At 62.0% G+C, this 21,969-nt stretch carries 21 protein-coding genes; 16 read left to right on the forward strand and 5 right to left on the reverse strand.

Translation table 11 applies throughout. The annotated features are described in order from the left end of the window. Positions 1 to 42 precede the first annotated feature (42 nt). Positions 43 to 1,845, forward strand: coding sequence for an acyl-CoA dehydrogenase (locus tag HBO09_RS03535; RefSeq protein WP_169992121.1), 1,803 nt, complete (start codon positions 43 to 45; stop codon positions 1,843 to 1,845). Here the strand turns inward: HBO09_RS03535 and HBO09_RS03540 are convergent, their stop codons facing one another. Next, positions 1,846 to 2,139, reverse strand: a complete 294-nt coding sequence (locus HBO09_RS03540; RefSeq protein ID WP_169992119.1) for a cell division protein ZapA — start codon at positions 2,137 to 2,139, stop codon at positions 1,846 to 1,848. After that, entirely contained in the window at positions 2,136 to 2,366 is a 231-nt protein-coding gene (locus HBO09_RS03545; protein WP_029299225.1) for a hypothetical protein, read from the reverse strand. The genes HBO09_RS03540 and HBO09_RS03545 overlap by 4 nt, the downstream gene beginning before the upstream one ends. A 274-nt stretch (positions 2,367 to 2,640) precedes the next feature. Here HBO09_RS03545 and HBO09_RS03550 point away from each other — a divergent pair, with 274 nt between their 5' ends. The 4 genes from HBO09_RS03550 (at position 2,641) to HBO09_RS03565 (ending at position 11,170) form a co-directional block, all read left to right on the forward strand. After that, complete coding sequence (locus HBO09_RS03550) at positions 2,641 to 4,266, forward strand: methyl-accepting chemotaxis protein (RefSeq protein ID WP_169992117.1); 1,626 nt, start codon at positions 2,641 to 2,643, stop codon at positions 4,264 to 4,266. Between the two features lie 240 nt (positions 4,267 to 4,506). Further along, positions 4,507 to 6,249: a potassium/proton antiporter gene (locus tag HBO09_RS03555; RefSeq protein ID WP_169992115.1), complete on the forward strand. Its 1,743-nt coding sequence runs from the start codon at positions 4,507 to 4,509 to the stop codon at positions 6,247 to 6,249. 70 nt (positions 6,250 to 6,319) lie between these two features. Next, entirely contained in the window at positions 6,320 to 9,658 is a 3,339-nt protein-coding gene (mscK, locus tag HBO09_RS03560; protein ID WP_169992113.1) for a mechanosensitive channel MscK, read from the forward strand. 48 nt (positions 9,659 to 9,706) lie between these two features. Then, entirely contained in the window at positions 9,707 to 11,170 is a 1,464-nt protein-coding gene (locus tag HBO09_RS03565; protein ID WP_169992110.1) for a protein adenylyltransferase SelO, read from the forward strand. A 6-nt stretch (positions 11,171 to 11,176) separates the two neighbouring features. Here the strand turns inward: HBO09_RS03565 and HBO09_RS03570 are convergent, their stop codons facing one another. Then, complete coding sequence (locus HBO09_RS03570; RefSeq protein WP_029299232.1) at positions 11,177 to 11,578, reverse strand: transcriptional regulator; 402 nt, start codon at positions 11,576 to 11,578, stop codon at positions 11,177 to 11,179. A 7-nt stretch (positions 11,579 to 11,585) separates the two neighbouring features. Then, positions 11,586 to 11,873 (reverse strand): type II toxin-antitoxin system HigB family toxin, encoded by a 288-nt coding sequence (locus HBO09_RS03575; RefSeq protein ID WP_169992108.1) that lies wholly within the window; start codon positions 11,871 to 11,873, stop codon positions 11,586 to 11,588. A gap of 237 nt (positions 11,874 to 12,110) precedes the next feature. Here HBO09_RS03575 and trxC point away from each other — a divergent pair, with 237 nt between their 5' ends. Next, complete coding sequence (trxC, locus tag HBO09_RS03580; protein ID WP_169992106.1) at positions 12,111 to 12,545, forward strand: thioredoxin TrxC; 435 nt, start codon at positions 12,111 to 12,113, stop codon at positions 12,543 to 12,545. Positions 12,546 to 12,661: 116 nt separating this feature from the next. Here the strand turns inward: trxC and HBO09_RS03585 are convergent, their stop codons facing one another. Next, the gene (locus HBO09_RS03585) at positions 12,662 to 13,432 is read right to left on the reverse strand and encodes a ParA family protein (protein WP_169992104.1); all 771 of its coding nucleotides are present in this window, start codon (positions 13,430 to 13,432) and stop codon (positions 12,662 to 12,664) included. Positions 13,433 to 13,780: 348 nt separating this feature from the next. Here HBO09_RS03585 and HBO09_RS03590 point away from each other — a divergent pair, with 348 nt between their 5' ends. The 10 genes from HBO09_RS03590 (at position 13,781) to HBO09_RS03635 (ending at position 21,860) form a co-directional block, all read left to right on the forward strand. Continuing rightward, positions 13,781 to 14,500, forward strand: coding sequence for a beta-ketoacyl synthase chain length factor (locus HBO09_RS03590; RefSeq protein WP_169992102.1), 720 nt, complete (start codon positions 13,781 to 13,783; stop codon positions 14,498 to 14,500). Further along, positions 14,476 to 15,288, forward strand: coding sequence for a lysophospholipid acyltransferase family protein (locus HBO09_RS03595; RefSeq protein ID WP_169992100.1), 813 nt, complete (start codon positions 14,476 to 14,478; stop codon positions 15,286 to 15,288). The genes HBO09_RS03590 and HBO09_RS03595 overlap by 25 nt, the downstream gene beginning before the upstream one ends. Further along, on the forward strand, positions 15,266 to 15,535 hold the full coding sequence (locus tag HBO09_RS03600; protein WP_169992098.1) for a phosphopantetheine-binding protein: 270 nt from the start codon (positions 15,266 to 15,268) through the stop codon (positions 15,533 to 15,535). Before HBO09_RS03595 ends, HBO09_RS03600 begins: the two co-directional genes overlap by 23 nt. A 9-nt stretch (positions 15,536 to 15,544) precedes the next feature. Further along, on the forward strand, positions 15,545 to 15,799 hold the full coding sequence (locus HBO09_RS03605) for an acyl carrier protein (protein ID WP_003209389.1): 255 nt from the start codon (positions 15,545 to 15,547) through the stop codon (positions 15,797 to 15,799). Continuing rightward, a complete protein-coding gene (locus HBO09_RS03610) occupies positions 15,796 to 16,341 on the forward strand; it encodes a hypothetical protein (RefSeq protein ID WP_169992096.1) in 546 nt (181 codons plus the stop codon). Before HBO09_RS03605 ends, HBO09_RS03610 begins: the two co-directional genes overlap by 4 nt. Beyond that, positions 16,338 to 18,008, forward strand: a complete 1,671-nt coding sequence (locus HBO09_RS03615; protein WP_169992094.1) for an acyl-CoA synthetase family protein — start codon at positions 16,338 to 16,340, stop codon at positions 18,006 to 18,008. The genes HBO09_RS03610 and HBO09_RS03615 overlap by 4 nt, the downstream gene beginning before the upstream one ends. A gap of 236 nt (positions 18,009 to 18,244) precedes the next feature. Next, positions 18,245 to 18,979 (forward strand): glycosyltransferase family 2 protein, encoded by a 735-nt coding sequence (locus tag HBO09_RS03620; RefSeq protein WP_169992092.1) that lies wholly within the window; start codon positions 18,245 to 18,247, stop codon positions 18,977 to 18,979. Further along, entirely contained in the window at positions 18,976 to 19,914 is a 939-nt protein-coding gene (locus HBO09_RS03625) for a glycosyl transferase (RefSeq protein WP_169992090.1), read from the forward strand. The genes HBO09_RS03620 and HBO09_RS03625 overlap by 4 nt, the downstream gene beginning before the upstream one ends. Further along, on the forward strand, positions 19,895 to 21,439 hold the full coding sequence (locus HBO09_RS03630) for an aromatic amino acid ammonia-lyase (protein WP_169992087.1): 1,545 nt from the start codon (positions 19,895 to 19,897) through the stop codon (positions 21,437 to 21,439). The genes HBO09_RS03625 and HBO09_RS03630 overlap by 20 nt, the downstream gene beginning before the upstream one ends. Beyond that, on the forward strand, positions 21,432 to 21,860 hold the full coding sequence (locus HBO09_RS03635; RefSeq protein ID WP_169992085.1) for an acyl-CoA thioesterase: 429 nt from the start codon (positions 21,432 to 21,434) through the stop codon (positions 21,858 to 21,860). The genes HBO09_RS03630 and HBO09_RS03635 overlap by 8 nt, the downstream gene beginning before the upstream one ends. The last annotated feature ends 109 nt before the right edge of the window (positions 21,861 to 21,969 follow it).

Raw genomic sequence — 21,969 nt, forward strand, 5'->3', positions numbered from 1 at the left:
ACGCACTTAGACTCCGGCCTATTCCCACATAGGTAAGCCGCCATGTCCGAGACGCTCCTCAGTTCCCGCAATCTGGCTTTCGAGCTGTATGAAGTCCTCGATGCCGAGGGCCTGACCCAGCGTGAGCGGTTTGCCGAACATAATCGCGAAACCTTCGACGCCGCCATTGGTACTGCGCGCAGCATCGCCGAAAAGTACTTCGCCCCTCACAACCGCAAGGGTGACGAGAACGAACCGCGCTACGAAGACGGCCAGGCGATCCTGATCCCGGAAGTGAAACCTGCCGTCGACGCCTTTCTCGAAGCGGGCTTTCTCAATGCCGCCCGCAGTTTCGAAGCCGGTGGCATGCAACTGCCGACGCTGCTGTCCCAGGCCTGCTTTGCGCACTTTCAGTCAGCCAATGCGGCATCTACCTCCTACCCGTTCCTGACCATGGGCGCGGCCAATCTGATCGAGAGTTTTGGCACCGAGGAGCAGAAGCAACGCTTTCTGCAACCGATGATCGAAGGCCGCTTCTTCGGCACCATGGCCTTGACCGAGCCCCATGCCGGCTCGTCGCTGTCGGACATTCGCACCCGCGCCGAGCCGGCGGCGGATGGCACGTACCGGCTCAAGGGCAACAAGATCTTTATCTCCGGCGGCGATCATCCGCTGTCGGAAAACATCGTGCATATGGTCTTGGCCAAACTGCCGGACGCACCGGCCGGGGTGAAGGGTATTTCTCTGTTTATCGTGCCCAAGTTCCTGGTCAACGATGACGGCAGCCTGGGCCCGCGCAACGATGTGTTGCTGGCCGGGCTGTTCCACAAGATGGGCTGGCGCGGCACCACCTCCACGGCGTTGAACTTCGGCGATAACGGCGAGTGTGTCGGCTATCTGGTGGGCAAGCCACACCAGGGCCTGGCCTGTATGTTCCAGATGATGAACGAAGCGCGGATTGGCGTCGGCATGGGCGCGGTGATGCTGGGCTACGCCGGTTACCTGTATTCCCTGGAGTACGCCCGGGAACGTCCGCAAGGCCGTCTGCCCGACAGCAAGGACCCGAACACCGCACCGGTATCGATCATCCAGCACGCCGATATCAAGCGCATGCTGCTCACGCAAAAAGCCTATGTGGAAGGTGCCTTCGACCTGGGCCTGTACGCCGCGCGGCTGTTCGATGACACCACCACCCTGGACAGCGAAACCGGACGCAGGCAGGCCCATGAGTTGCTGGACCTGCTGACCCCGATCGTCAAGTCCTGGCCCTCGGAGTTCTGCCTGAAGGCCAACGAATTGGCGATCCAGATTCTCGGCGGCCACGGCTACACCCGCGAATACCCGGTGGAGCAGTACTACCGCGACAACCGCCTGAACCCGATCCACGAAGGTACCCACGGCATCCAGTCCCTGGATCTGCTGGGGCGCAAGCTCGCGCAAAACGGCGGCGCGGGTTTGAAGCAGTTGATTCGCCTGATCGCTGAGACCGGCGCACGGGCCCAGGAATATCCGTCACTCACGGCCATGCGCGAGCCGCTGGAGCAGTTGGTGACGCGCCTGCAAAGCGTCACCCTGGGGCTGTTGACGGATCTCGCCCAGGGCAAGGTCAACAGCAGCCTGGCGAACTCGGCGCTGTACCTGAAAGTGTTTGGGCATACGGTGATTGGTTGGCGCTGGCTGGAACAGGCGATCCGCGCCGAAGAAGGCTTGGCCAAAGGCAACGCGGCGGATGTGGCTTTCTATAAAGGCAAGCTGCAAGCGGCCCGGTACTTCCTGACCTGGGAGATACCGGGCTGCCATCATGAACTGTCGATCCTGCAGGCACGGGACGATACGTGCCTGGCCATGCAGGATGAATGGTTCTGATCAGGGCTGGCCGATGGCCTTGGAAATCACATCGACCGTGGCGCTGACTTGCTCTTGGTAACGGTCGAGTTCCTGCTGGTGACGCTGCTGCATCTCGATCTGCTCGGCACATAGATTCAGCGCCGCCAGCACCAGCAGTTTGTCGCCGATCAGGGTCGGGTACTTCTGCTTGGTGGTGGCCAAGGACGCCTTGAGCATGGTCACGGCTTTGAGCAGGGTGTTGTCTTCCCCGTCCGGTGCCTTGATCGAGTAATCCTCACCGAGAATCGAAACGACCTTTATCCCTTCACTCATGCGCTCACAGGACCTGCGCTCACACGCTCAACCAACGCCTGGATACGGGCCGCGGTGGCGCCCTGCTTTTCTTCCTGTTCCATCAGGTTCAGTTGCAGGCTGTCGTTCTCATCCTTGGCGCGAGCCAGTTCTGCCTTGAGGGATTCGTTGGTGCCCAGCAATGCTTGATTCTGCTGCACCAGGTCACTGACCAGTTGTTCCAGTTGGCTGAGGGATGTTTCTAACATTTTGAATTCTCGGGCTTTTTCAAAGGGAGGTGACGATAAAGAAAATTCACCGTGGAAGCCAGGGTTATCCTGGCGCGCAGCCCCGATTTCACGGGTCAGGCCACGCTGTGGAGCCTTAGTGACTGCATTTACGCCATCTGGTTCCTGAATCCATTCCAATCCGCGCCGGGTGCGACAAAAGCGCACAGCCCCTCAAGACTTTGGTCGCATGTCCGATAGGTCTTGCTTACCCCGCCTCAAAGCCGCACGGATCGCGCCTCTCCCAGGACCACTCATGTCTCTTCGTAATATGAATATCGCGCCGCGCGCGTTTCTCGGCTTCGCGTGCATTGGTGCGCTGATGTTGTTTCTCGGTATTTTTGCGCTGAACCAGATGAGCAAAATCCGTGGGGCCGCCGAAGACATCACCCAGAGCAGCGTGCCGAGCATTCGCGCCCTCGAGGACTTTACCCAACTGACCCTGCGCCTGCGTGTCCTGTCTTATCGCCTGCTGACCAACCGCGAGCCAGACGTGCAACAGAAGACCCTGGAAGCCTTTGAACTGCGCAACCAGCAGATTCGTACGGCACAGAGCACTTATGAAAAACTGATCGAAAGCCGCGAGGAACGCTCGGCCTACGACGAGTACGTACGTCTGCTGGGCCAGTACTACCAGATTGAAGAGCGGATGAAGAGCCTGTCGCGCAACAACCAGATAGAAGAACTGCGCACCCTGCTCAACACGCAATTGCTGAACAACTCCGAGCAGGTCAACGCGGCCCTCATGCACCTGCTGGACCTCAACAACAGCATGGCCAATGCCACCAACCAAAAGGCTGCCGATCAATATGACTCGGCCTTTGACCTGGTAGTGGCCCTGCTGGTGCTGTCCACCGCACTGACCGTGCTGTTTGCCTGGCTGCTGACCCGCAGCATCACCCTGCCCATCGCCCAGGCCCTGGACGCCGCCGAGAACATTGCCGAGGGCAACCTGACCCAGCCGATCAAGGTCGATGGCGATGACGAAGCCGGCCGCCTGTTGCGCGCGATGAATAAAATGCAGGAGAAGTTGCGCGACACCCTGCAGCGCATTTCCGGCTCGGCCACCCAACTGGCCTCGGCTGCCGAAGAGCTGAACGCCGTCACCGACGAAAGCGCCCGTGGCCTGACCCAGCAAAACAATGAGATCGAGCAGGCGGCCACCGCCGTCAACGAGATGACCAGCGCCGTCGAAGAAGTCGCACGCAATGCGGTCAGCACTTCCGAAGCCTCGAAAAACGCCACGACCTCTGCAGGCGACGGTCGCGACCTGGTGCAGGAAACCGTCAGCGCCATCGAACGCATGAGCGCCGATGTGCAGGGCACCGCCACGCTGATCGGCGCCCTGGCCGAAGAGTCGCGGGATATCGGCAAGGTGCTGGATGTGATTCGTGGCCTGGCCGACCAGACCAACCTGCTGGCCCTGAACGCCGCTATCGAAGCCGCACGTGCCGGGGAAGCCGGGCGTGGTTTTGCGGTGGTTGCCGATGAAGTACGGGCCTTGGCCCATCGCACCCAGCAATCGACCAGTGAAATCGAGCGGATGATCGGCAGTATCCAGGCCGGCACCGAACAGGCTGTGGACTCGATGCGTAACAGCACCGAGCGCGCTGAATCCACACTCAATATCGCAAAAGGCGCGGGAATGTCCCTGGATACCATCAATAGCGCGATCATCGAGATCAACGAGCGCAACCTGGTGATCGCCAGCGCCGCAGAAGAGCAGGCGCAAGTGGCGCGGGAAGTGGACCGCAATTTGGTGAACATCCGCGACCTGTCGGTGCAATCGGCCACGGGCGCCAACCAGACCAGTGCGGCGAGCAGCGAGTTGTCGCGCCTGGCGGTGGATTTGAATGGGATGGTGGGGCGTTTCCGCCTCTAACAGACACCCCAATCAAAATGTGGGAGCGGGCTTGCTCGCGAATGCGGTGTATCAGTCAACCTATCCATCACTGATCCAGCGCATTCGCGAGCAAGTCGAATCGTCGCACCGCCGCTCCCACATTGGTTATGTGTAAACCTGAAAAGCTTTTTGACAGCGCAGCAATTGCACAGGTTAGAATCGCTGGCACGCAGACTGCATGGTCAGACTGCGCCTCGCCTTATTTCCGGAGTACTGCCTTTGAATGCGACGACCATCAACAGCCTGTTCTTGATCGGCGCGTTGCTGGTAAGTGCGAGCATTCTGGTGAGTTCTCTTTCGTCCCGCCTGGGGATCCCGATCCTGGTGATCATCCTGGCCGTGGGCATGATCGCCGGCGTCGATGGCGGTGGGATCATTTTCGATAACTACCCAACCGCGTATCTGGTGGGCAACCTGGCGTTGGCAGTGATCCTGCTCGATGGCGGCTTGCGCACGCGGGTCGCGAGTTTTCGCGTGGCACTGTGGCCAGCCCTGTCGCTGGCGACCGTGGGGGTGTTGATAACCACCGGCCTCACCGGTATGGCGGCGGCCTGGCTGTTTAACCTCAATATCATCCAGGGCCTGCTGATCGGCGCCATCGTCGGCTCCACCGATGCCGCCGCGGTGTTCTCGCTGCTGGGCGGCAAGGGCCTGAACGAACGGGTCAGCGCCAGCCTGGAAATCGAATCCGGCAGCAACGACCCAATGGCGGTGTTCCTCACCGTGACCCTGATCGACATGCTCGCCAGCGGCCAGACTGGCCTGCACTGGAGCCTGTTGACCCACCTGATCCGCGAGTTCGGCATCGGCGGCATTATCGGCCTGGGCGGCGGCTGGCTGATGCTGCAGCTGGTCAACCGGATCAACCTGGCCAACGGCCTGTATCCGATCCTGGTGATTGCCGGCGGCCTGTTCGTCTTCGCCCTGACCAACGCCCTGCACGGCAGCGGCTTCCTCGCCGTGTACCTGTGCGGCCTGGTGATCGGCAACCGTCCGGTGCGCAGCCGCCACGGCATCCTGCATATGCTCGACGGCATGGCCTGGCTGGCGCAGATCGGTATGTTCCTGGTGCTGGGCCTGCTGGTCACGCCCCATGATCTGCTGCCCATCGCCCTGCCGGCCCTGGGCCTTGCGCTGTGGATGATCCTGTTTGCCCGGCCGCTGTCAGTGGCGGTTGGCCTGCTGCCGTTCAAGGCCTTTCATGGCCGCGAAAAAGTGTTTATCGCCTGGGTCGGCCTGCGCGGCGCGGTGCCGATCATTCTTGCGGTGTTCCCGCTGATGGCCGGCCTGCCCCACGCCCAGCTGTATTTCAACCTGGCGTTCTTTATCGTGCTGGTGTCGTTGCTGGTGCAGGGCACCAGCCTGCCATGGGTGGCCAAGCTTTTGAAAGTGACGGTACCGCCCGAGCCCGCACCAATTTCCCGGGCCGCCCTGGAAGTGCACGTCACCAGCGAGTGGGAGCTGTTCGTCTACCGCCTGGGTGCCGAAAAATGGTGCATCGGCGCCGCCCTGCGTGAGCTGAAAATGCCCGAAGGCACACGCATCGCCGCCCTGTTTCGCGGCCAGCAACTGCTCCATCCGTCGGGTAGTACGGTGTTGGAAGCTGACGACCTGCTGTGCGTGATCGGTCATGAACACAATCTCGCGGCCCTCGGCAAACTATTCAGCCAGGCACCGCAACGGGGCCTGGACCTGCGCTTCTTCGGCGACTTCGTGCTCGAAGGCGACGCCCAACTGGGCGCGGTGTCGGCGCTGTACGGGCTCAAGCTCGACGGTATCGATCCGGATATGCCGCTGGGCCAATTCATCACGCAGAAGGTCGGTGGCGCGCCCATCGTCGGCGACCAGGTGGAGTGGAACAACACCATTTGGACAGTCGCCGTGATGGACGGGAACAAGATCGGCAAAGTCGGCGTCAGATTCCCCGAAGGAAGTCGCCCGGCCCCCGGGCTCTTCCTCTAAACTGCGGGGCGACGGTGTGCCATTGGCCATCAGCACGCCCCCTATTCTTCATCTTGTTCGACCGGTCTCTATGACAATCCTGCGCACTTTTTTAGCCACTGCCCTGCTGGGCCTGAGTCTCTGCGTCAGCCCCGTGTTCGCCGCCGATCCGCCAAGCATCGAGAGCGTGCAACAGACCCTGGACAAGCTGCCGGATCGCAAGCTGCCCGACGCCGATATGAAGGCGCTGCAAAACGTTTTGCAGCAGACCCTGACGTTGCTGGGCAACAAGCAGGATTACGAGCAACGTCTGAGCGATCTCAAGCGCCAATTGCAAGATGCGCCACGCCAGACCACGGAAAACGCCCGTGAACTGGCCCGGCTCAAGGGCACCAAGGTAGTCCCGGTTGCCCAACGCTACGCCAGCCTGCCGGTGCCGCAGCTCGAACAACTGCTGGTGCAACGCAGCACCCAGCAAGGCGACCTGCAAAAAGAGTTGGCCGACGCCAACAGCCTGAGCATCGCCGCCCAGACCCGCCCCGAGCGCGCCCAGACCGAAATCAGCAACAGCCAGACGCGCATCCAGCAGATCAACAGCATCCTCAAGGCCGGCAAGGACAATGGCAAACCTCTCAATGGCGATCAGCGCAACCTGCTGAACGCCGAAATGGCAGCGCTCAACGCCTTGATCCCGTTGCGCCGCCAGGAACTGGCCGGCAACAGCCAATTGCAAGACCTGGGCAACAGCCAGCATGACCTGGCGGTGGAAAAAACCGCGCGCCTGGAGCAGGAAATCCAGGACCTGCAAACCCTGATCAACCAGAAACGCCTGGCCCAGTCCCAAGAGACCGTGACCCAGCAGTCCATCGAAGCACAGAAGGCCGGCGGCAGCAGCCTGCTGGCTACGGAAAGCGCAGCCAACCTGAAGCTCTCCGACTACCTGCTCAAAAGCACTGACCGGCTCAATGAGCTGACCCAGCAGAACCTGCAAACCAAACAGCTGCTGGACAACGTGACCCAGAGCGATGCGGCCCTGGACGAGCAGATCAACGTGCTCAAGGGCAGCCTGCTGCTGTCGAAGATCCTCTATAAACAGAAGCAGGCCTTGCCGCGCCTGAAGGTCGATCGCGACCTGGCCGACGACATCGCCAACATTCGCCTGTACCAATTCGAGGTCAACCAGCAACGCGAACTGATCAGTTCACCGAGCGCCTACGTCGACAACCTGCTGGCCAACCAGCCAGAGGACCAGGTCACGCCACAGCTGCGCCGCACCCTGCTGGAACTGGCCGTGACCCGTAGCGACCTGCTCGAACGCCTGAGCCGGGAACTGAGTTCGCTGCTCAACGAATCCATCACCCTGCAACTGAACCAGAAGCAACTGCTCAGCACCGCCGCCAGCCTGCGCGCGACCCTCGACGAACAGATGTTCTGGATCCCCAGCAACAAACCGCTGGACGTCGAATGGCTGGAAGGCGTGCCCAACCGCCTGAGCAAACAAGTCGACACCCTGCCCTGGGCCTCCAGCCTCAGCGAACTGTACGACGGCCTGGCCCAGCGCCCACTGCTGTTTTTGCCCCTGCTGCTGCTGATCGGCGCACTGCTGTGGCGACGCAGCAACCTGTATGAGCGGCTGAAAAAAATCCACATGGATATCGGTCACTTCAAGCGTGACAGCCAGTGGCACACCCCAATCGCGATCCTGGTGAATATCCTCCTGGCCTTGCCCGTGACCCTCGGCCTGGCGCTGTGCGGCTACGCCCTGCAAATCGATGCGCGTGGGCAGAACGCCAACCTGGGCATGGCCCTGGTGCAAATCGCCCAGGCGTGGCTGGTGTTCTACACCGCCTACCGGATCCTCGCGCCGGGTGGCGTGGCCGAATTGCATTTCCGCTGGGAAAAACCCCAGGTCGAATTCCTCCAGGGCTGGATCCGCAAACTGGGGCTGGTAGTGCTGGCGCTGGTGGCCGTGGTGTCCATCGCCGAGCATCAACCCGCGGCCTTGGCCGATGATGTGCTGGGCATCGCCGTGGTCCTCACCTGCTATGGGTTGATGGCCTGGCTGCTCAGCCGCCTGTTGCTCAACAGCCCGACCCACGAAAAAGCCTCGCTGTTTCGCAAGGTCGTCGGCGTCGCGTTTACCGCGCTGCCCATCGCGCTCTTTATCGCCGTGTGCTTTGGCTACTACTACACCGCGCTCAAACTCAGCGACCGCCTGATCAATACCCTGTACCTGCTGATGTTCTGGTTGGTGATCGAAGCCACCTTCGTCCGTGGCCTGGGCGTTGCTGCACGGCGCCTGGCGTACTCGCGGGCACTGGCCAAGCGCCAGGCCGCCAAGGAAGCGGGCGACGGCGAAGTGGTGATCGAAGAACCGACCCTGGATATCGAGCAAGTCAACGAGCAGTCCATGCGCCTGATTCGCCTGGCCTTGCTCGGTGGTTTTATCGCGGCGCTGTACTGGGTCTGGTCCGACCTGATCTCGGTGTTCTCCTACCTGGACAACGTCACCCTGTACGAATACACCAGCGGCACCGGCGCCAATATCAGCATGGTGCCCATCAGCATCGGCGACATGCTCGGCGCGCTGATCATCATCGGCATCACCTTTGCCCTGGCGCGCAACCTGCCGGGCCTGCTGGAAGTGCTGGTGCTGTCGAAGCTGGACCTGGCCCAGGGCAGCGCCTATGCCACCACCACCTTGCTGTCGTATGTGATCGCCGGCGTAGGTTTTGTGTCGACCCTGTCGACCCTCGGGGTGAGCTGGGACAAGTTGCAATGGCTGGTGGCCGCGCTGTCGGTGGGCCTGGGCTTCGGCATGCAGGAGATCTTTGCCAACTTTATCTCCGGCATCATGATCCTGTTCGAGCGCCCGGTACGCATCGGCGACACCATTACCATCGGCAACCTGTCGGGCACGGTGAGCAAGATCCGCATCCGCGCCACCACCATCACCGACTTTGACCGCAAGGACATCATTGTCCCGAACAAAACCTTTATCACCGGGCAACTGATCAACTGGTCGCTGACCGACACCATTACCCGGGTCACCCTCAAGCTCGGCGTGGACTACGGCTCCGACCTGGACCTGGTGAAGGAATTGTTGCTCAAGGCCGCCAGGGATAACCCGCGCGTGCTGAAAGACCCGGAACCCCACGTGTACTTCCTGAATTTCGGCGAAAGCACCCTCGACCACGAGTTGCGTATGCATGTGCGCGACCTGGGCGACCGTAACCCGGTGATCGATGAGGTCAACCGGTTTATCAATCGTGAATTCAAGAAGCAGAGCATCAATATTTCGTTCCGGCAGATGGAGGTTTACCTGAAGAACCTGCACGGTCAGGAATACAAACTGGTGGAAATCGAACCCTTGAGCAAGCCGGCCAATGACGGCTCGCCCCAACCCACTCCACCGACCAAACTCGACTAACCGCGTTATCCCCAGCAGAATGCTCGGACATTCTGCTGGAGATGGCCGGTGAAAGCCCTCGACGACCTGACCTTCGACAACCGCTTCGCCCGCCTGGGCGATGGTTTCTCAACCCACGTATTACCCGAGCCCATCGACGCGCCACGGCTGGTGGTGGCGAGCAGTGCCGCCATGGCCCTGCTGGACCTCGACCCGGCTGTCGCCCAGACGCCAGTGTTCGCCGAGCTGTTCGGTGGCCATAAGCTGTGGGCCGAGGCCGAACCACGGGCGATGGTCTATTCGGGGCATCAGTTTGGCTCCTACAACCCGCAACTGGGGGATGGTCGCGGCTTGCTGCTGGGCGAGGTGTATAACGCGGCGGGCGAACACTGGGACTTGCACCTCAAGGGCGCGGGGCAAACGCCTTACTCACGCATGGGTGATGGTCGTGCAGTGCTGCGCTCTTCGATCCGCGAGTTTCTCGCCTCCGAAGCCTTGCACGCCCTGGGCATTCCCAGCAGCCGCGCCCTGTGCGTGATCGGCTCCGACACCCCGGTATGGCGCGAAAAACAGGAACGTGCGGCCATGGTCCTGCGCCTGGCACCGAGCCATATCCGCTTTGGGCACTTCGAATACTTCTATTACACCCAGAAAACCGAGTTGCACCAGCAACTGGCCGAACACGTGCTGAAGTTGCACTTTGCCCAATGCCAGGAACAACCCGAGCCGTACCTAGCGATGTTCCGCGAGATTGTCGAGCGCAACGCCGAGCTGATCGCCAAGTGGCAGGCTTATGGCTTTTGCCATGGGGTGATGAACACCGACAACATGTCGATCCTGGGGATTACCTTCGACTTCGGGCCGTTTGCCTTCCTGGATGACTTCGACGCCCACTTCATCTGCAACCACTCCGATCACGAAGGCCGCTACTCCTTCAGCAACCAGGTGCCGATTGGCCAATGGAACCTCAGCGCCCTGGCCCAGGCATTGACGCCATACATCAGCGTTGAGTCGCTGCGCGAAACCCTGGGCCTGTACCTGCCGCTGTACCAGGCCCACTACCTGGACCTGATGCGCCGCCGCCTGGGCCTGACCACCGCCGAAGACGACGACCAGAAACTGGTAGAACGCTTGCTGCAACTGATGCAAAACAGCGGAGTGGACTACACCTTGTTCTTCCGCCGGCTGGGGGATGAATCCGCTGCACTGGCCGTGGCACGCCTGCGCGATGACTTCGTCGACCGCACGGGCTTTGATGCCTGGGCCGATGAGTACAAGGCCCGGGTTGGGCGGGATGGCAATGACAGCGAGGCAGAACGCCGCGCGCGGATGCACGCCGTCAACCCGCTGTACATTCTGCGCAACTACTTAGCCCAGAACGCCATCACCGCCGCCGAGTCCGGCGACTACAGCGAAGTGCGCAGGCTGCATGAAGTGTTGAGCAAGCCGTTTGAAGAACAGGCCGGGATGGAGCAGTACGCGCAGCGACCGCCCGATTGGGGCAAGCATTTGGAGATCAGTTGTTCGTCATAGCTCTTTTCAGATGAACATATCCACAGGCACTTTAAAGTGCTCTGCCAGCCAACGAATCTGTCGCACGTTGAGCTGGCGCTTGCCACTGAGAATTTCAGAGACCACCGATTGAGGACCTACGCCCGGTAAATCACTCTGGGTCAAACCGTGCTCCTGCATCATTGACCGCAACACTTCGACACCACTCACCTCGGGTATCGGCCAATGCTCCAGATCGTAGGCCTCGACCCAGTCGCCGATAATATCCACCAACCCCATCAGGGGGTGGGTTTCGTCGTCCCCGACAATATCCAGCAATTCGTCGAGGGCCTCGACCAGCACATCGTAGTCAGCCTCGCTTTTGGGTTTGCGCAACAGCGGTGACACAAATTCCCAGTGCTCAACGGCCTGCTCAATCAATACGCTCATTTTCCTGTCACTCCTTCCACTTGCCCTTTTCATATTCGCGATGGTCCAGAACATGCCGAATGTAGAGGCGCTGCATGCGGTAACGCACAACGGCTATGAGCCGCAGCTTGTTGCCACCGATATTGAAAACATGCAACGACCCGACGTTGTCCACTGAAGGAAAGACAGATCGCAATGCCGCGAAGTCCTCCGGGGTAATAACCCTGACTTTGCGATACCACTCATCCAGAGCACTGGCTGAGTGCGGCCATCTATCCTTGGCATTTCGAATGGGTCTCACACTGATTACTCGCATGCAATATCCTTATCGCATCTTGCTATGGAGGTTAGTCTCGGCATCAAATTATCGCAATATGCGATAGGTGCTCAGCAGACCAGCGGTGCAATCTCAAACTTGCATACGTAGCCTAGGTAGGCGGCCAAACGTGCGCACAGGCAAAAATGTGAACACATGCGTCGCCACCGCCGAGCCTTGATAATTTCGGTCTTGGCTCCAAATAGAGTTCATTGGCAACTTCAACGGAATCCCACCATGTCCGATCCCCTGGTAATCCCCTGCCCTCATTGCAACGGCCTCAACCGCATCCCCCACGAACGCCTGGGCGATGCCCCAAAGTGCGGGCGCTGCAAGCAGCCGGTGTTGCTGAGCAAACCGTTTGAACTGAAACAGGGCGACTATTCCAGCCAGATCAAGGGCGACTTGCCGCTGCTGGTGGATGTGTGGGCGCAGTGGTGCGGGCCGTGCAAGTCGTTTGCGCCGGTGTTTGAACAGGCAGCCGGGCAGTTGGCGGGCAAGTGCCGCCTAGCCAAGCTCGATAGCGAGGCCAACCAGCAGCTTTCGGCACAATTGGGGATTCGCTCGATTCCCACCCTGATCCTGTTCAAGAACGGCCGGGAAGTGGCACGCCAGAGCGGGGCGTTTGCGTTACCGCAATTGATGAGCTGGTTGCGCAGCCAAGGGGTGTAACCCTGTAGGAGCGGGCTTGCCCGCGATGGCGAGGGCCAGCTTGATGGATATGCAAGCTGGCACACCGTCATCGCAGGCAAGCCAGCTCCCACATCGAGCGTGCTCATCCTCGAGGATCAGGTGTTTTCCAGCAGGTTATGCAGCGCCACGAACTGGCGGGTCAGTTTGTGGCGCGGGTCGAGGTGGATCAGCGGTTTGCTTTCCTGATGGGACTCGCGCATGCGCACCGAGCTGGCCAGGTACACCGGGAGTACCGGCAGGCCTTCGGCAATCAACTCGTCGAGCATCTGCTGCGGCAGGCTCGCCCGGGCCTGGAACTGGTTGACCACGATGCCTTCCACTTCCAGGCCTTCGTTGTGGTCGTCTTTGAGTTCTTCGATTTCCGCCAGCAGGCCGTACAGCGCCTGGCGCGAGAAACTGTCGCAATCGAACGGGATCAACACACGATCAGCGGCAATCAGCGCGGAAACCGCATAGAAGTTCAAGGCCGGCGGCGTATCCAGGTAAATCCTGTCGTAATCCTCGGCCAACTCATCGAGCAGCTTTCGTAGCTTGTTGATCTTGTGCTTGGCCTCAAGCTTGGGCTGCAGGTCCGCCAGTTCTGCGGTGGCGGTGATGACGTGCAGGTTGTCGAATGGGGTTTCGTAGATATCCACCTGGTTTTTCTTCGAAAACGGCCCGGATGACAGGGTCTGCTTGAAGAAATCGGCAATGCCCATGGGAATATCGTCACCCGTCAGCCCCGTCAGGTACTGGGTCGAGTTGGCCTGTGCATCGAGGTCCACCAACAGGGTTCGATAGCCTTCGCTGGCGCTGACCGCCGCCAGGTTGCAGGCGATGCTGGATTTGCCAACACCGCCTTTTTGATTGAACACCACGCGCCGCATGGAAAAACCTCCGTGTATCAATGAATGCCCGAGTGTAGAGGGCAAAAGCGCCCGCTCGCTACCTTGATCAAGCTTGTACTACAGCATCTGAGGATCAATCCCGCCTAACTATCTCGTATTACGCCAACCAGCAAAGACTTGCCTGACACCAGACACCCACAGCCATTGGCGGACAATCGATGATTCTTTTCGCTGAATTTGTAAAACCTCGTGAACAATTCTTTACCAAAGTTTGCTAGAACCCCACCGCACCGGGATAATGCGCGCCACTCGGCCATCGCGCCATGTCCCGCCATTGCGGGGCAAACAGCAGCACAAGGAAGCCCGCAGGGGCGGGAAATCTTCTCAGTGATCAATTTCAACATCGCCCAATGGCGCGCCTGGGCCCCTGGGCTCGACAGCGTGGATGCCTGGCGCGACTGGTGCCAGGCCCCGGTGCTGCTGGCCCAAAGCGATGCCGCGCCCGATGTGTCGTTCCTGCCGGCCATGCAGCGCCGGCGTCTGAGCCGCCTGGCCCGGATGGCCTTCAGCGTCGGCTGGCCCTTGGCCGAAGGCCTGCAGGACCTGCCGCTGGTGTTTGTCTCGCGTCATGGCGAAACCCCGCGCACCCTGGATATCCTCAGCGACCTGGCCAATGACCAGCCCCTGTCGCCCACCCAGTTCAGCCTGTCGGTACACAATGCGGTGATTGGCCTATGGTCGATCCTGCGCAATGAAACCAGTGAAATGACCGCCCTGGCAGCGGCAGGCGACGGCCTGGAGCACGGCATGCTCGAAGCTGCGGCCCTGCTCAACGAAGGCGCGCCGGCCGTACTGCTGGTGATTACCGAAGAACAGCCACCCCCGGCCTACGCGCGCTGGATCGATGATGTGCCGTTTCCCTACGCCCTGGGCCTGCTGCTGACCCCAGGCGACGAATGGCAACTGGCGCTGCACACCGCAACGGTCCAACCCACCGAGACCCAGTGGCCCCACGCCCTGAACCTGCTGCGCACCCTGCTCAACGAGCAAGGTGCCTGCCAACATGCCTGGAAGAACCGAGTATGGAACTGGCAACGCAAACCCTGACCGACAAGCCCCGGGACGCCTACTACTGGCGCCTGTTCGCCACGGCGGCCAGCTTCGTGCTGTTCGGCCTGGGCGGCTTGTGCCTGCGCCTGCTGGTGTTTCCGCTGCTCAGCTGCCTGCCGGGTGACGCCCGGCAACACCAGCGCCGCGCGCGGCTGACCGTCGGTCGGTTGTTCTGGTTCTTTATCAACATGATGTACCGCGCCGGCATTCTGACCTACAGCGTCGAAGGCGCCGAAAAACTCGGGCGTCCCGGGCAGATGATCATCGCCAATCACCCGTCGCTGATCGACGTGGTGGTGCTGATCGGCCTGGTGCGCCAGGCCAATTGCGTGGTCAAGCAGAGCCTGTGGCAAAACCCCTTCACCCGTGGCCCGGTGAGCGACGCAGGCTACATCAGCAACGACGGCAGCATCGATATGCTCGATGCCGCCGCAGGCGCGCTGCGTGACGGCCAGACCCTGATTATCTTCCCCGAAGGCACCCGCACCGTGCCAGGCGCAGCGCCGGCCTTTCATCGCGGGGCCGCCGCCATCGCCCTGCGCGGTGCGACAATCATCACCCCCGTGGTGCTCAAGGTCAGCCCGACCACGCTGACCAAGGCCGAGCCCTGGTATCGCATCCCCCACCGCCGCTTTCACTTCAGTTTGCAGGTGGGTGCCGATATAGACCCACAGGTGTTTGCCTTACAAGGGCCCGCACCCCAGGCCTCACGCAAGCTCAACGATTACCTGCATCACTATTTCATTAAGGAGCTCGCCGAAGATGAGCAACCCCAACAGCCTTGAGCACGACATTAAAACCCTGATCATCGAGGCCCTGGGCCTGGAAGATATAGAGGTCAGCGACATCGGCAACGAGCAAACCCTGTTCGGCGAAGGCCTGGGCCTGGATTCGGTAGATGCCCTGGAATTGGGCCTGGCGATCCAGAAAAAATACGGCATCAAGATCGATGCCGACGCCAAGGACACCCGCAATCACTTTATCAACGTGGCCAGCCTCGCGGCGTTCGTCACGGCCAAACAGGCAGCTTGAGACCCGACCATGCAAACTCGTGACGATATCTTCAACACCCTGCGCGACGCCCTGGTGGAACTGTTTGAACTGGAGCCAGAGCGCGTCACCCTCGACGCCAACCTGTACCAGGACCTGGAAATCGACAGCATCGATGCGGTGGACCTGATCGACCATATCAAGCGCCAGACCGGCAAGAAAATCGCCGCCGAAGAGTTCAAGGCCGTGCGTACGGTCAATGACGTGGTCGAGGCGGTCTACCGTCTGGTCCAACCGGCCGCATGAGCCGGCTGATCGGCCTTGGCCTGTTGCTGGTAGGGCTGCTGTACCCTTTTGCGGTGTATTACGGCACAGAGCATTTCGCGCCTTGGCAATTCGGCCTGCTGCTGGCCAGCCTGTGGCTGTTGCGCGCGCTGACCGGCGCACGGCGCCCCGGCAGTGGCTGGATGGCCTTAGTCGCGGTGGTGTTTTGCCTGCTGCTGGCCTGGTTCGACAACCCGCAACTGCTGCGCTGGTACCCGAGTCTGGTCAGCATCTTCATGCTCGCGCTGTTCGGCCTGAGCCTGAAATACGGCCCGCCGATGGTCGAGCGCCTGGCCCGCCTGAGCGATCCGCATCTGCCTGAAAAGGCCATTGCGTACACGCGCCAGGTCACCGTGGTCTGGAGTGTATTTTTTTTGTGTAACGGCCTGCTCGCCGCCGCGCTCACCCTGTGGGCACCGTTGAGCTGGTGGACGTTGTACAACGGCCTGATCGCCTATGGGCTGATGGGTTTGTTGTTTGCCGTGGAATGGCTGATACGACAAAGGGTTCGAGGCCGCGTATGAATTGGGTCAATCTTGAGCATCTGTTGCTTGAGCCTGTGGAACTGCGTTCGGTCACCACTGAACCGGCGATGAACCATGCACAGCTGTGCGAACGAGCCCTGAGCCTGGCGGCCGGTCTGCAAGCCCGTGGCATCCAGCGCCTGGCGGTGCACCTGAACGACGCTGGCGAGCTGGCGATTGCCTTGCTGGGCGCCTGGCAGGCCGGGGTCAGGGTGTTGCTGCCCGCCGACCTGCAACCCCAGACCCGCCAACGGTGGGCCTCGGATGTTGACGCCTGGCTGACCGAAGCGGGCGACCTGGACGCGCTCTACCAACCGCCACTGGCCGCCGCCGCCCTGGACCTGGACGCCTGCCAATTGGGCCTGTGTACCTCCGGCTCCAGCGGCGAGCCCAAGCGCATCGACAAGACCCTGCGCCAACTGGCCAACGAGGTGCAGGCCCTGGAAGCCTTGTGGGGCGCCGACCTGGGCCAGGCGTGCATCATCGGCAGCGTCGCCACCCAGCATATCTATGGCCTGCTGTTCCGCGTGCTGTGGCCGCTGTGCGCCGGTCGCAGCTTTGTGCGCCAGCAACTGCCGTTCCCCGAAGACGTGCAGCGCATCAGCCGCCAGCACCCGCATTTTGCCTGGGTGGCCAGCCCGGCCCTGCTCAAACGCATGGGCGATAACCTCGACTGGCCGGCCTTGAGCACGGTCAAGCGGGTGTTTTCATCCGGTGGCGCGCTGCCCGCCGACGCCGCCGACAGCCTGCACCAACGCCTGCGACAGTGGCCGACCGAGATCCTCGGCAGCTCGGAAACCGGCGGCATTGCCTGGCGCCAGGGCCAAACGCCCTGGCAGCCGTTTGCCGATGTATGCCTGAGCCAGGATGCCGAGGGCGCCTTGCGCATCGCTTCGCCGTACCTGCCGGCAGGGCATGTCGAGCAGACTGCCGACGCCGCGCAGATTCATGCCGACGGCCGCTTCGAACTGCTCGGACGCCTGGATAGGATCGTCAAGCTGGAAGAAAAACGCATCTCCCTGCCCATGCTCGAACAAGCCCTGGCCGAGCACGCGTGGGTTGCGGAAGCGCGCCTGGGGGTGGTCCAGGAAAACCGCGCATCCCTCGGCGCCCTGGTGGTACTCAGTGGCGACGGCTTGCACGCCTTGCGTAACCAAGGCCGGCGCAGCGTCACCCAGGCCCTGCGCCAACACCTGAGCCAACACTGCGAAGCCCTGGCCCTGCCCCGCCGCTGGCGCTTGTTGCGCCAGTTGCCGCTCAACCCACAGGGCAAACTGCCCCAGGCGCAAATCGAAGCCCTGCTGTTGGCGCCGCGCCCCAAGGCACCTGAGGTGCTGGCGCAAGTCGAGACTGACGGCGAATGGACCCTGCAACTGAGCATCCCGCCGGACCTGGCCTACTTCAGCGGGCATTTCCCCCACACTCCGGTGTTGCCAGGGGTGGTGCAGGTGGAATGGGCGTTCAACCTGGGCCAGCAACTGCTCGACCTGCCGCCGACCTTTGCCGGCATGGAAGTGCTCAAGTTCCAGCAACTGGTACGCCCTGGCGATGTGATCGAACTGCACCTGCGTTTCGATCGTGAGCGCGGCAAGTTGTACTTTGCCTATCGCAACGACAGTGCGGCGTGCTCCAGTGGGCGGGTTTTGCTGGAGCAACCCCATGAGTGACACCCTGTTCCTGTGGCTAGCAGGTTTGCTGTGGCGAGCGGGCTTGTTGTGGCGAGCGGGCTTGCCCCGCGCTGGGCTGCGAAGCAGCCCCAACAGGACCCGCGCGGTGTACCAGACAGAATCCCATGGCCGGTTTTGGGGCTGCTTCGCAGCCCAGCGCGGGGCAAGCCCGCTCGCCACAACCACAGCCAAACCCACAGCCCCATTCACCTCCCTACACCGCGAGCAGGCCTGTCATGCATAACCCCTGCGCCCTGATCCCGGTCTACAACCACGAAGCCGCCGTGCCCGCCGTGGTCCGCAGCCTGCTGGACCACGGCCTGCCCTGCCTGCTGGTGGACGATGGCAGCAGCCCGGCCTGCGCGGCGGTGCTGGCACAACTGGCAAGCCTGGATAACGTGTCGCTGCTGACCCTGCCCACCAACCAGGGCAAGGGCGGGGCAGTGCAGAACGGTTTTCGCGAAGCCGCACGCCTGGGCTTTACCCACGCCCTGCAAGTAGACGCCGACGGCCAGCACGACCTGCGCGAAGTCGCGCTGTTTCTCGACGCCTCGCGCACCCACCCGGACGCGGTGATCTGCGGCTACCCCGAATACGACGACAGCGTGCCCAAGGGCCGCCTCTACGCCCGTTACCTGACCCACTTCTGGGTATGGATCAACAGCCTGTCCCTGCAAATCCGCGACTCAATGTGCGGCTTTCGCATCTACCCCCTGTCACCGGTGCTGGCGCTGATGGACTCGGCGCGGATCGGCAAGCGCATGGATTTCGACTCCGACATCCTCGTGCGCCTGTCGTGGCGCAACCAGCCGATGCGCTGGCTGCCGACCAAGGTGCATTACCCGGCCGATGGCCTCTCGCACTTTCGGCTGTTCCACGACAACCTGCTGATTTCGTCGATGCACACCCGGCTGTTCTTCGGCATGTTGATGCGTGCGCCGTTGATTCTGTGGCGACGGTGGCAGGCATGAGCGACAGCCCCCGGCATTGGGCCGACCGCCAGGAGCGCGGCAGTTTCTGGCTGATGAAGCTCACCGCGTTCGCCGCCAAAGTCCTCGGGCGCCGGCTGCTGAGCCCGTTGCTGTATGGCATCGTCCTGTACTTTTTCCTGTTTGGCCGCACTGCGCGCCAGAGCATCTGGCAATACCAGCAGCGCCTGGCCGACTGGAGCGGGCGCGACGACCTGCGCCCCAGCCACACCAAGGTCTTCGGCCAGTTCATGGCCTTCGCCGACGCCTTGCTGGACAAACTCGATGTGTGGAACGGCAAGCTGCGCCTGGAACAGATCGAAATCATCGACCCAGCCCAACTGCGCGGGCAACTGCGCGGCGAGCGCGGGCAGATGCTGGTGGGCGCCCACCTGGGCAACCTGGAAGTGTGTCGCGCCCTGGCGGAACTGGGCGAGAAAGTCACCATGAACGTGCTGGTGCATACCAAGCATGCCGAACAGTTCAACCGTCTGCTGGGCGAAGCCGGGGCGAGTAACCTGCGGCTGATCCAGGTCAGCGAACTGGACCCGGCGGTGATGCTGCTGCTCAGCCAGCGCCTGGACGACGGTGAATGGCTGGCGATTGCCGGCGACCGTATCCCGCTGCATGGCGGGCGCACGGTGCGCGTGGATTTCCTCGGCCATGACGCGGCATTCCCCCAGGGCCCATGGCTGCTGGCCGGCCTGCTCAAATGCCCGGTCAACCTGCTGATGTGCCTCAAGCACCAGGGGCGCTATCGATTGATCATCGAGCCCTTCGCCCAATTGATCGAATGGAAACGCAGCGACCGCCAGCAAGTGCTCGCCCACTGGGCCGCTCGCTATGCCGAGCGCCTGGGCCAGTTCTGCCTGCAAGCGCCCCAACAATGGTTCAACTTTTACCCATTCTGGAAGACCGATGACGACGCATCTGCTTGAGCCGGTAACCTTCGGCGAACTCCCTTTGCGCATCGAAGACGTGCTGGCCCTGGCCAACCGTCAGGCGCCCACCCGCCTGCAAGACGATGCCGGGTACCGCCAGCGCATCGCCAAGGGCGCGCAGTTTCTCGATTCGCTGCTGGACAAGGAAGGCGTGATCTACGGCGTGACCACCGGCTACGGCGACTCGTGCGTGGTGGCGGTACCGTTGCAGCATGTCGAGGCTTTGCCGCGTCACCTGTACACCTTCCACGGCTGCGGCCTGGGTAAGTTGCTCGACGCCCAGGCCACCCGTGCGGTGCTCGCGGCGCGCTTGCAGTCGCTGTGCCATGGCGTATCCGGGGTGCGGATTGAACTGCTGGAGCGCCTGCATGCGTTCCTTGAACACGACATCTTGCCGCTGATCCCCGAAGAGGGCTCGGTGGGCGCCAGCGGCGACCTGACGCCGCTGTCCTACGTAGCTGCGACCTTGTCCGGCGAACGCGAAGTGCTGTTCCGAGGCGAGCGCCGCCAGGCTGGCGATGTGCATCGCGAACTGGGCTGGACCCCGCTGGTACTGCGCCCCAAGGAAGCCCTGGCACTGATGAACGGCACCGCCGTGATGACCGGCCTCGCCTGTCTGGCCTTCGCCCGCGCCGACTACCTGCTGCAACTGGCCACGCGCATCACCGCGTTGAACGTGGTGGCGTTGCAAGGCAACCCGGAGCACTTTGACGAGCGCCTGTTCGCCGCCAAGCCGCACCCCGGGCAGATGCAGGTTGCGGCCTGGCTGCGCAAGGACCTGGCCATCGACGCCCCGACCGCACCGCTGCACCGTTTGCAGGACCGCTACTCGCTGCGCTGCGCGCCCCACGTCCTCGGCGTGCTGGCCGACAGCCTGAACTGGCTGCGTTCGTTTATCGAGATCGAACTCAACAGCGCCAACGACAACCCGATCATCGATGCCGAGGCCGAGCGCGTGCTGCACGGCGGGCATTTCTACGGCGGGCATATCGCCTTTGCCATGGACAGCCTGAAAAACCTGGTGGCCAACGTCGCCGACCTGCTCGACCGACAACTGGCGCTGCTGGTGGACGAGCGCTACAACCACGGCCTGCCTAGCAACCTGTCAGGCGCCCCGGCGGATCGCGCGATGATCAACCACGGCTTCAAGGCTGTGCAGATCGGCACCAGCGCCTGGACTGCCGAAGCGTTGAAAAACACTATGCCGGCCAGCGTGTTCTCGCGCTCCACCGAATGCCACAACCAGGACAAGGTGAGCATGGGCACCATCGCCGCCCGCGATGCGATCCGCGTGCTGGAGCTGACCGAACAGGTGGCCGCCGCCACCTTGCTCGCCGCCAACCAGGGCGTGTGGCTGCGCGCCCAGGTTGAAGATGCACGGCCATTGCCGCCGGCCCTGGCGTCCATGCACATCGAGCTGGCCAAGGACTTCCCGCCGGTGATTGAAGACCGCGCCCTGGAAGGCGAACTGCGCCTGTGCCTGCAACGTATCGCCGCACAACACTGGAGGCTGCATGCGTAGCCCCGGCGTATTGCACAGCGACACGCAGATCCTCGTGCCGTTCTTCGACATCGACACGATGAACGTGGTCTGGCACGGCCATTACGTGAAATACCTGGAAGTCGCCCGTTGCGCGTTGCTGGACAAGCTCGGCCACAACTACACGGCGATGCTCGAATCCGGCTATGCGTGGCCGGTGATCGACATGCAACTGCGCTACGTGCGTGGCGCCACCTTTGGCCAAACCATCAATGTGCGCGCCAGCCTGGTGGAGTGGGAGAACCGCTTGAAGGTCAACTACCTGATCACCGACCTTGCCAGCGGCGAACGCCTGACCCGCGCCAGCACCGTGCAAGTGGCTGTCGAAATCGCCAGCCGCGAAATGCAACTGGCCTCGCCAACCGTGTTCACCACCGCCGTCGAAAGGGCCCTGAAATGCTGACCCCTGTGGGAGCGGGCTTGCCCGCGATGGTCGTCAACGATAACGCGGGGCGCCTGACACTACGCCGCGCCCTCGGGTTTTTCGCGAGCAAGCTCGCTCCTACAAAGGA

The sequence above is a fragment of the Pseudomonas sp. WS 5027 genome (genome assembly GCF_012985695.1).
Lineage (GTDB): Bacteria > Pseudomonadota > Gammaproteobacteria > Pseudomonadales > Pseudomonadaceae > Aquipseudomonas > Aquipseudomonas hygromyciniae.

Coding starts and splice junctions, on each gene's coding strand:
- HBO09_RS03620 (WP_169992092.1), top strand. CDS start 18,245: ATGCATAACCCCTGCGCCCTGATCCCGGTCTACAACCACGAAGCCGCC.
- HBO09_RS03625 (WP_169992090.1), top strand. CDS start 18,976: ATGAGCGACAGCCCCCGGCATTGGGCCGACCGCCAGGAGCGCGGCAGT.
- HBO09_RS03615 (WP_169992094.1), top strand. CDS start 16,338: ATGAATTGGGTCAATCTTGAGCATCTGTTGCTTGAGCCTGTGGAACTG.
- HBO09_RS03630 (WP_169992087.1), top strand. CDS start 19,895: ATGACGACGCATCTGCTTGAGCCGGTAACCTTCGGCGAACTCCCTTTG.
- HBO09_RS03600 (WP_169992098.1), top strand. CDS start 15,266: ATGAGCAACCCCAACAGCCTTGAGCACGACATTAAAACCCTGATCATC.
- HBO09_RS03605 (WP_003209389.1), top strand. CDS start 15,545: ATGCAAACTCGTGACGATATCTTCAACACCCTGCGCGACGCCCTGGTG.
- HBO09_RS03545 (WP_029299225.1), bottom strand. CDS start 2,366: ATGTTAGAAACATCCCTCAGCCAACTGGAACAACTGGTCAGTGACCTG.
- HBO09_RS03595 (WP_169992100.1), top strand. CDS start 14,476: ATGGAACTGGCAACGCAAACCCTGACCGACAAGCCCCGGGACGCCTAC.
- mscK (WP_169992113.1), top strand. CDS start 6,320: ATGACAATCCTGCGCACTTTTTTAGCCACTGCCCTGCTGGGCCTGAGT.
- HBO09_RS03570 (WP_029299232.1), bottom strand. CDS start 11,578: ATGAGCGTATTGATTGAGCAGGCCGTTGAGCACTGGGAATTTGTGTCA.
- HBO09_RS03550 (WP_169992117.1), top strand. CDS start 2,641: ATGTCTCTTCGTAATATGAATATCGCGCCGCGCGCGTTTCTCGGCTTC.
- HBO09_RS03610 (WP_169992096.1), top strand. CDS start 15,796: ATGAGCCGGCTGATCGGCCTTGGCCTGTTGCTGGTAGGGCTGCTGTAC.
- HBO09_RS03535 (WP_169992121.1), top strand. CDS start 43: ATGTCCGAGACGCTCCTCAGTTCCCGCAATCTGGCTTTCGAGCTGTAT.
- trxC (WP_169992106.1), top strand. CDS start 12,111: ATGTCCGATCCCCTGGTAATCCCCTGCCCTCATTGCAACGGCCTCAAC.
- HBO09_RS03635 (WP_169992085.1), top strand. CDS start 21,432: ATGCGTAGCCCCGGCGTATTGCACAGCGACACGCAGATCCTCGTGCCG.
- HBO09_RS03540 (WP_169992119.1), bottom strand. CDS start 2,139: ATGAGTGAAGGGATAAAGGTCGTTTCGATTCTCGGTGAGGATTACTCG.
- HBO09_RS03575 (WP_169992108.1), bottom strand. CDS start 11,873: ATGCGAGTAATCAGTGTGAGACCCATTCGAAATGCCAAGGATAGATGG.
- HBO09_RS03585 (WP_169992104.1), bottom strand. CDS start 13,432: ATGCGGCGCGTGGTGTTCAATCAAAAAGGCGGTGTTGGCAAATCCAGC.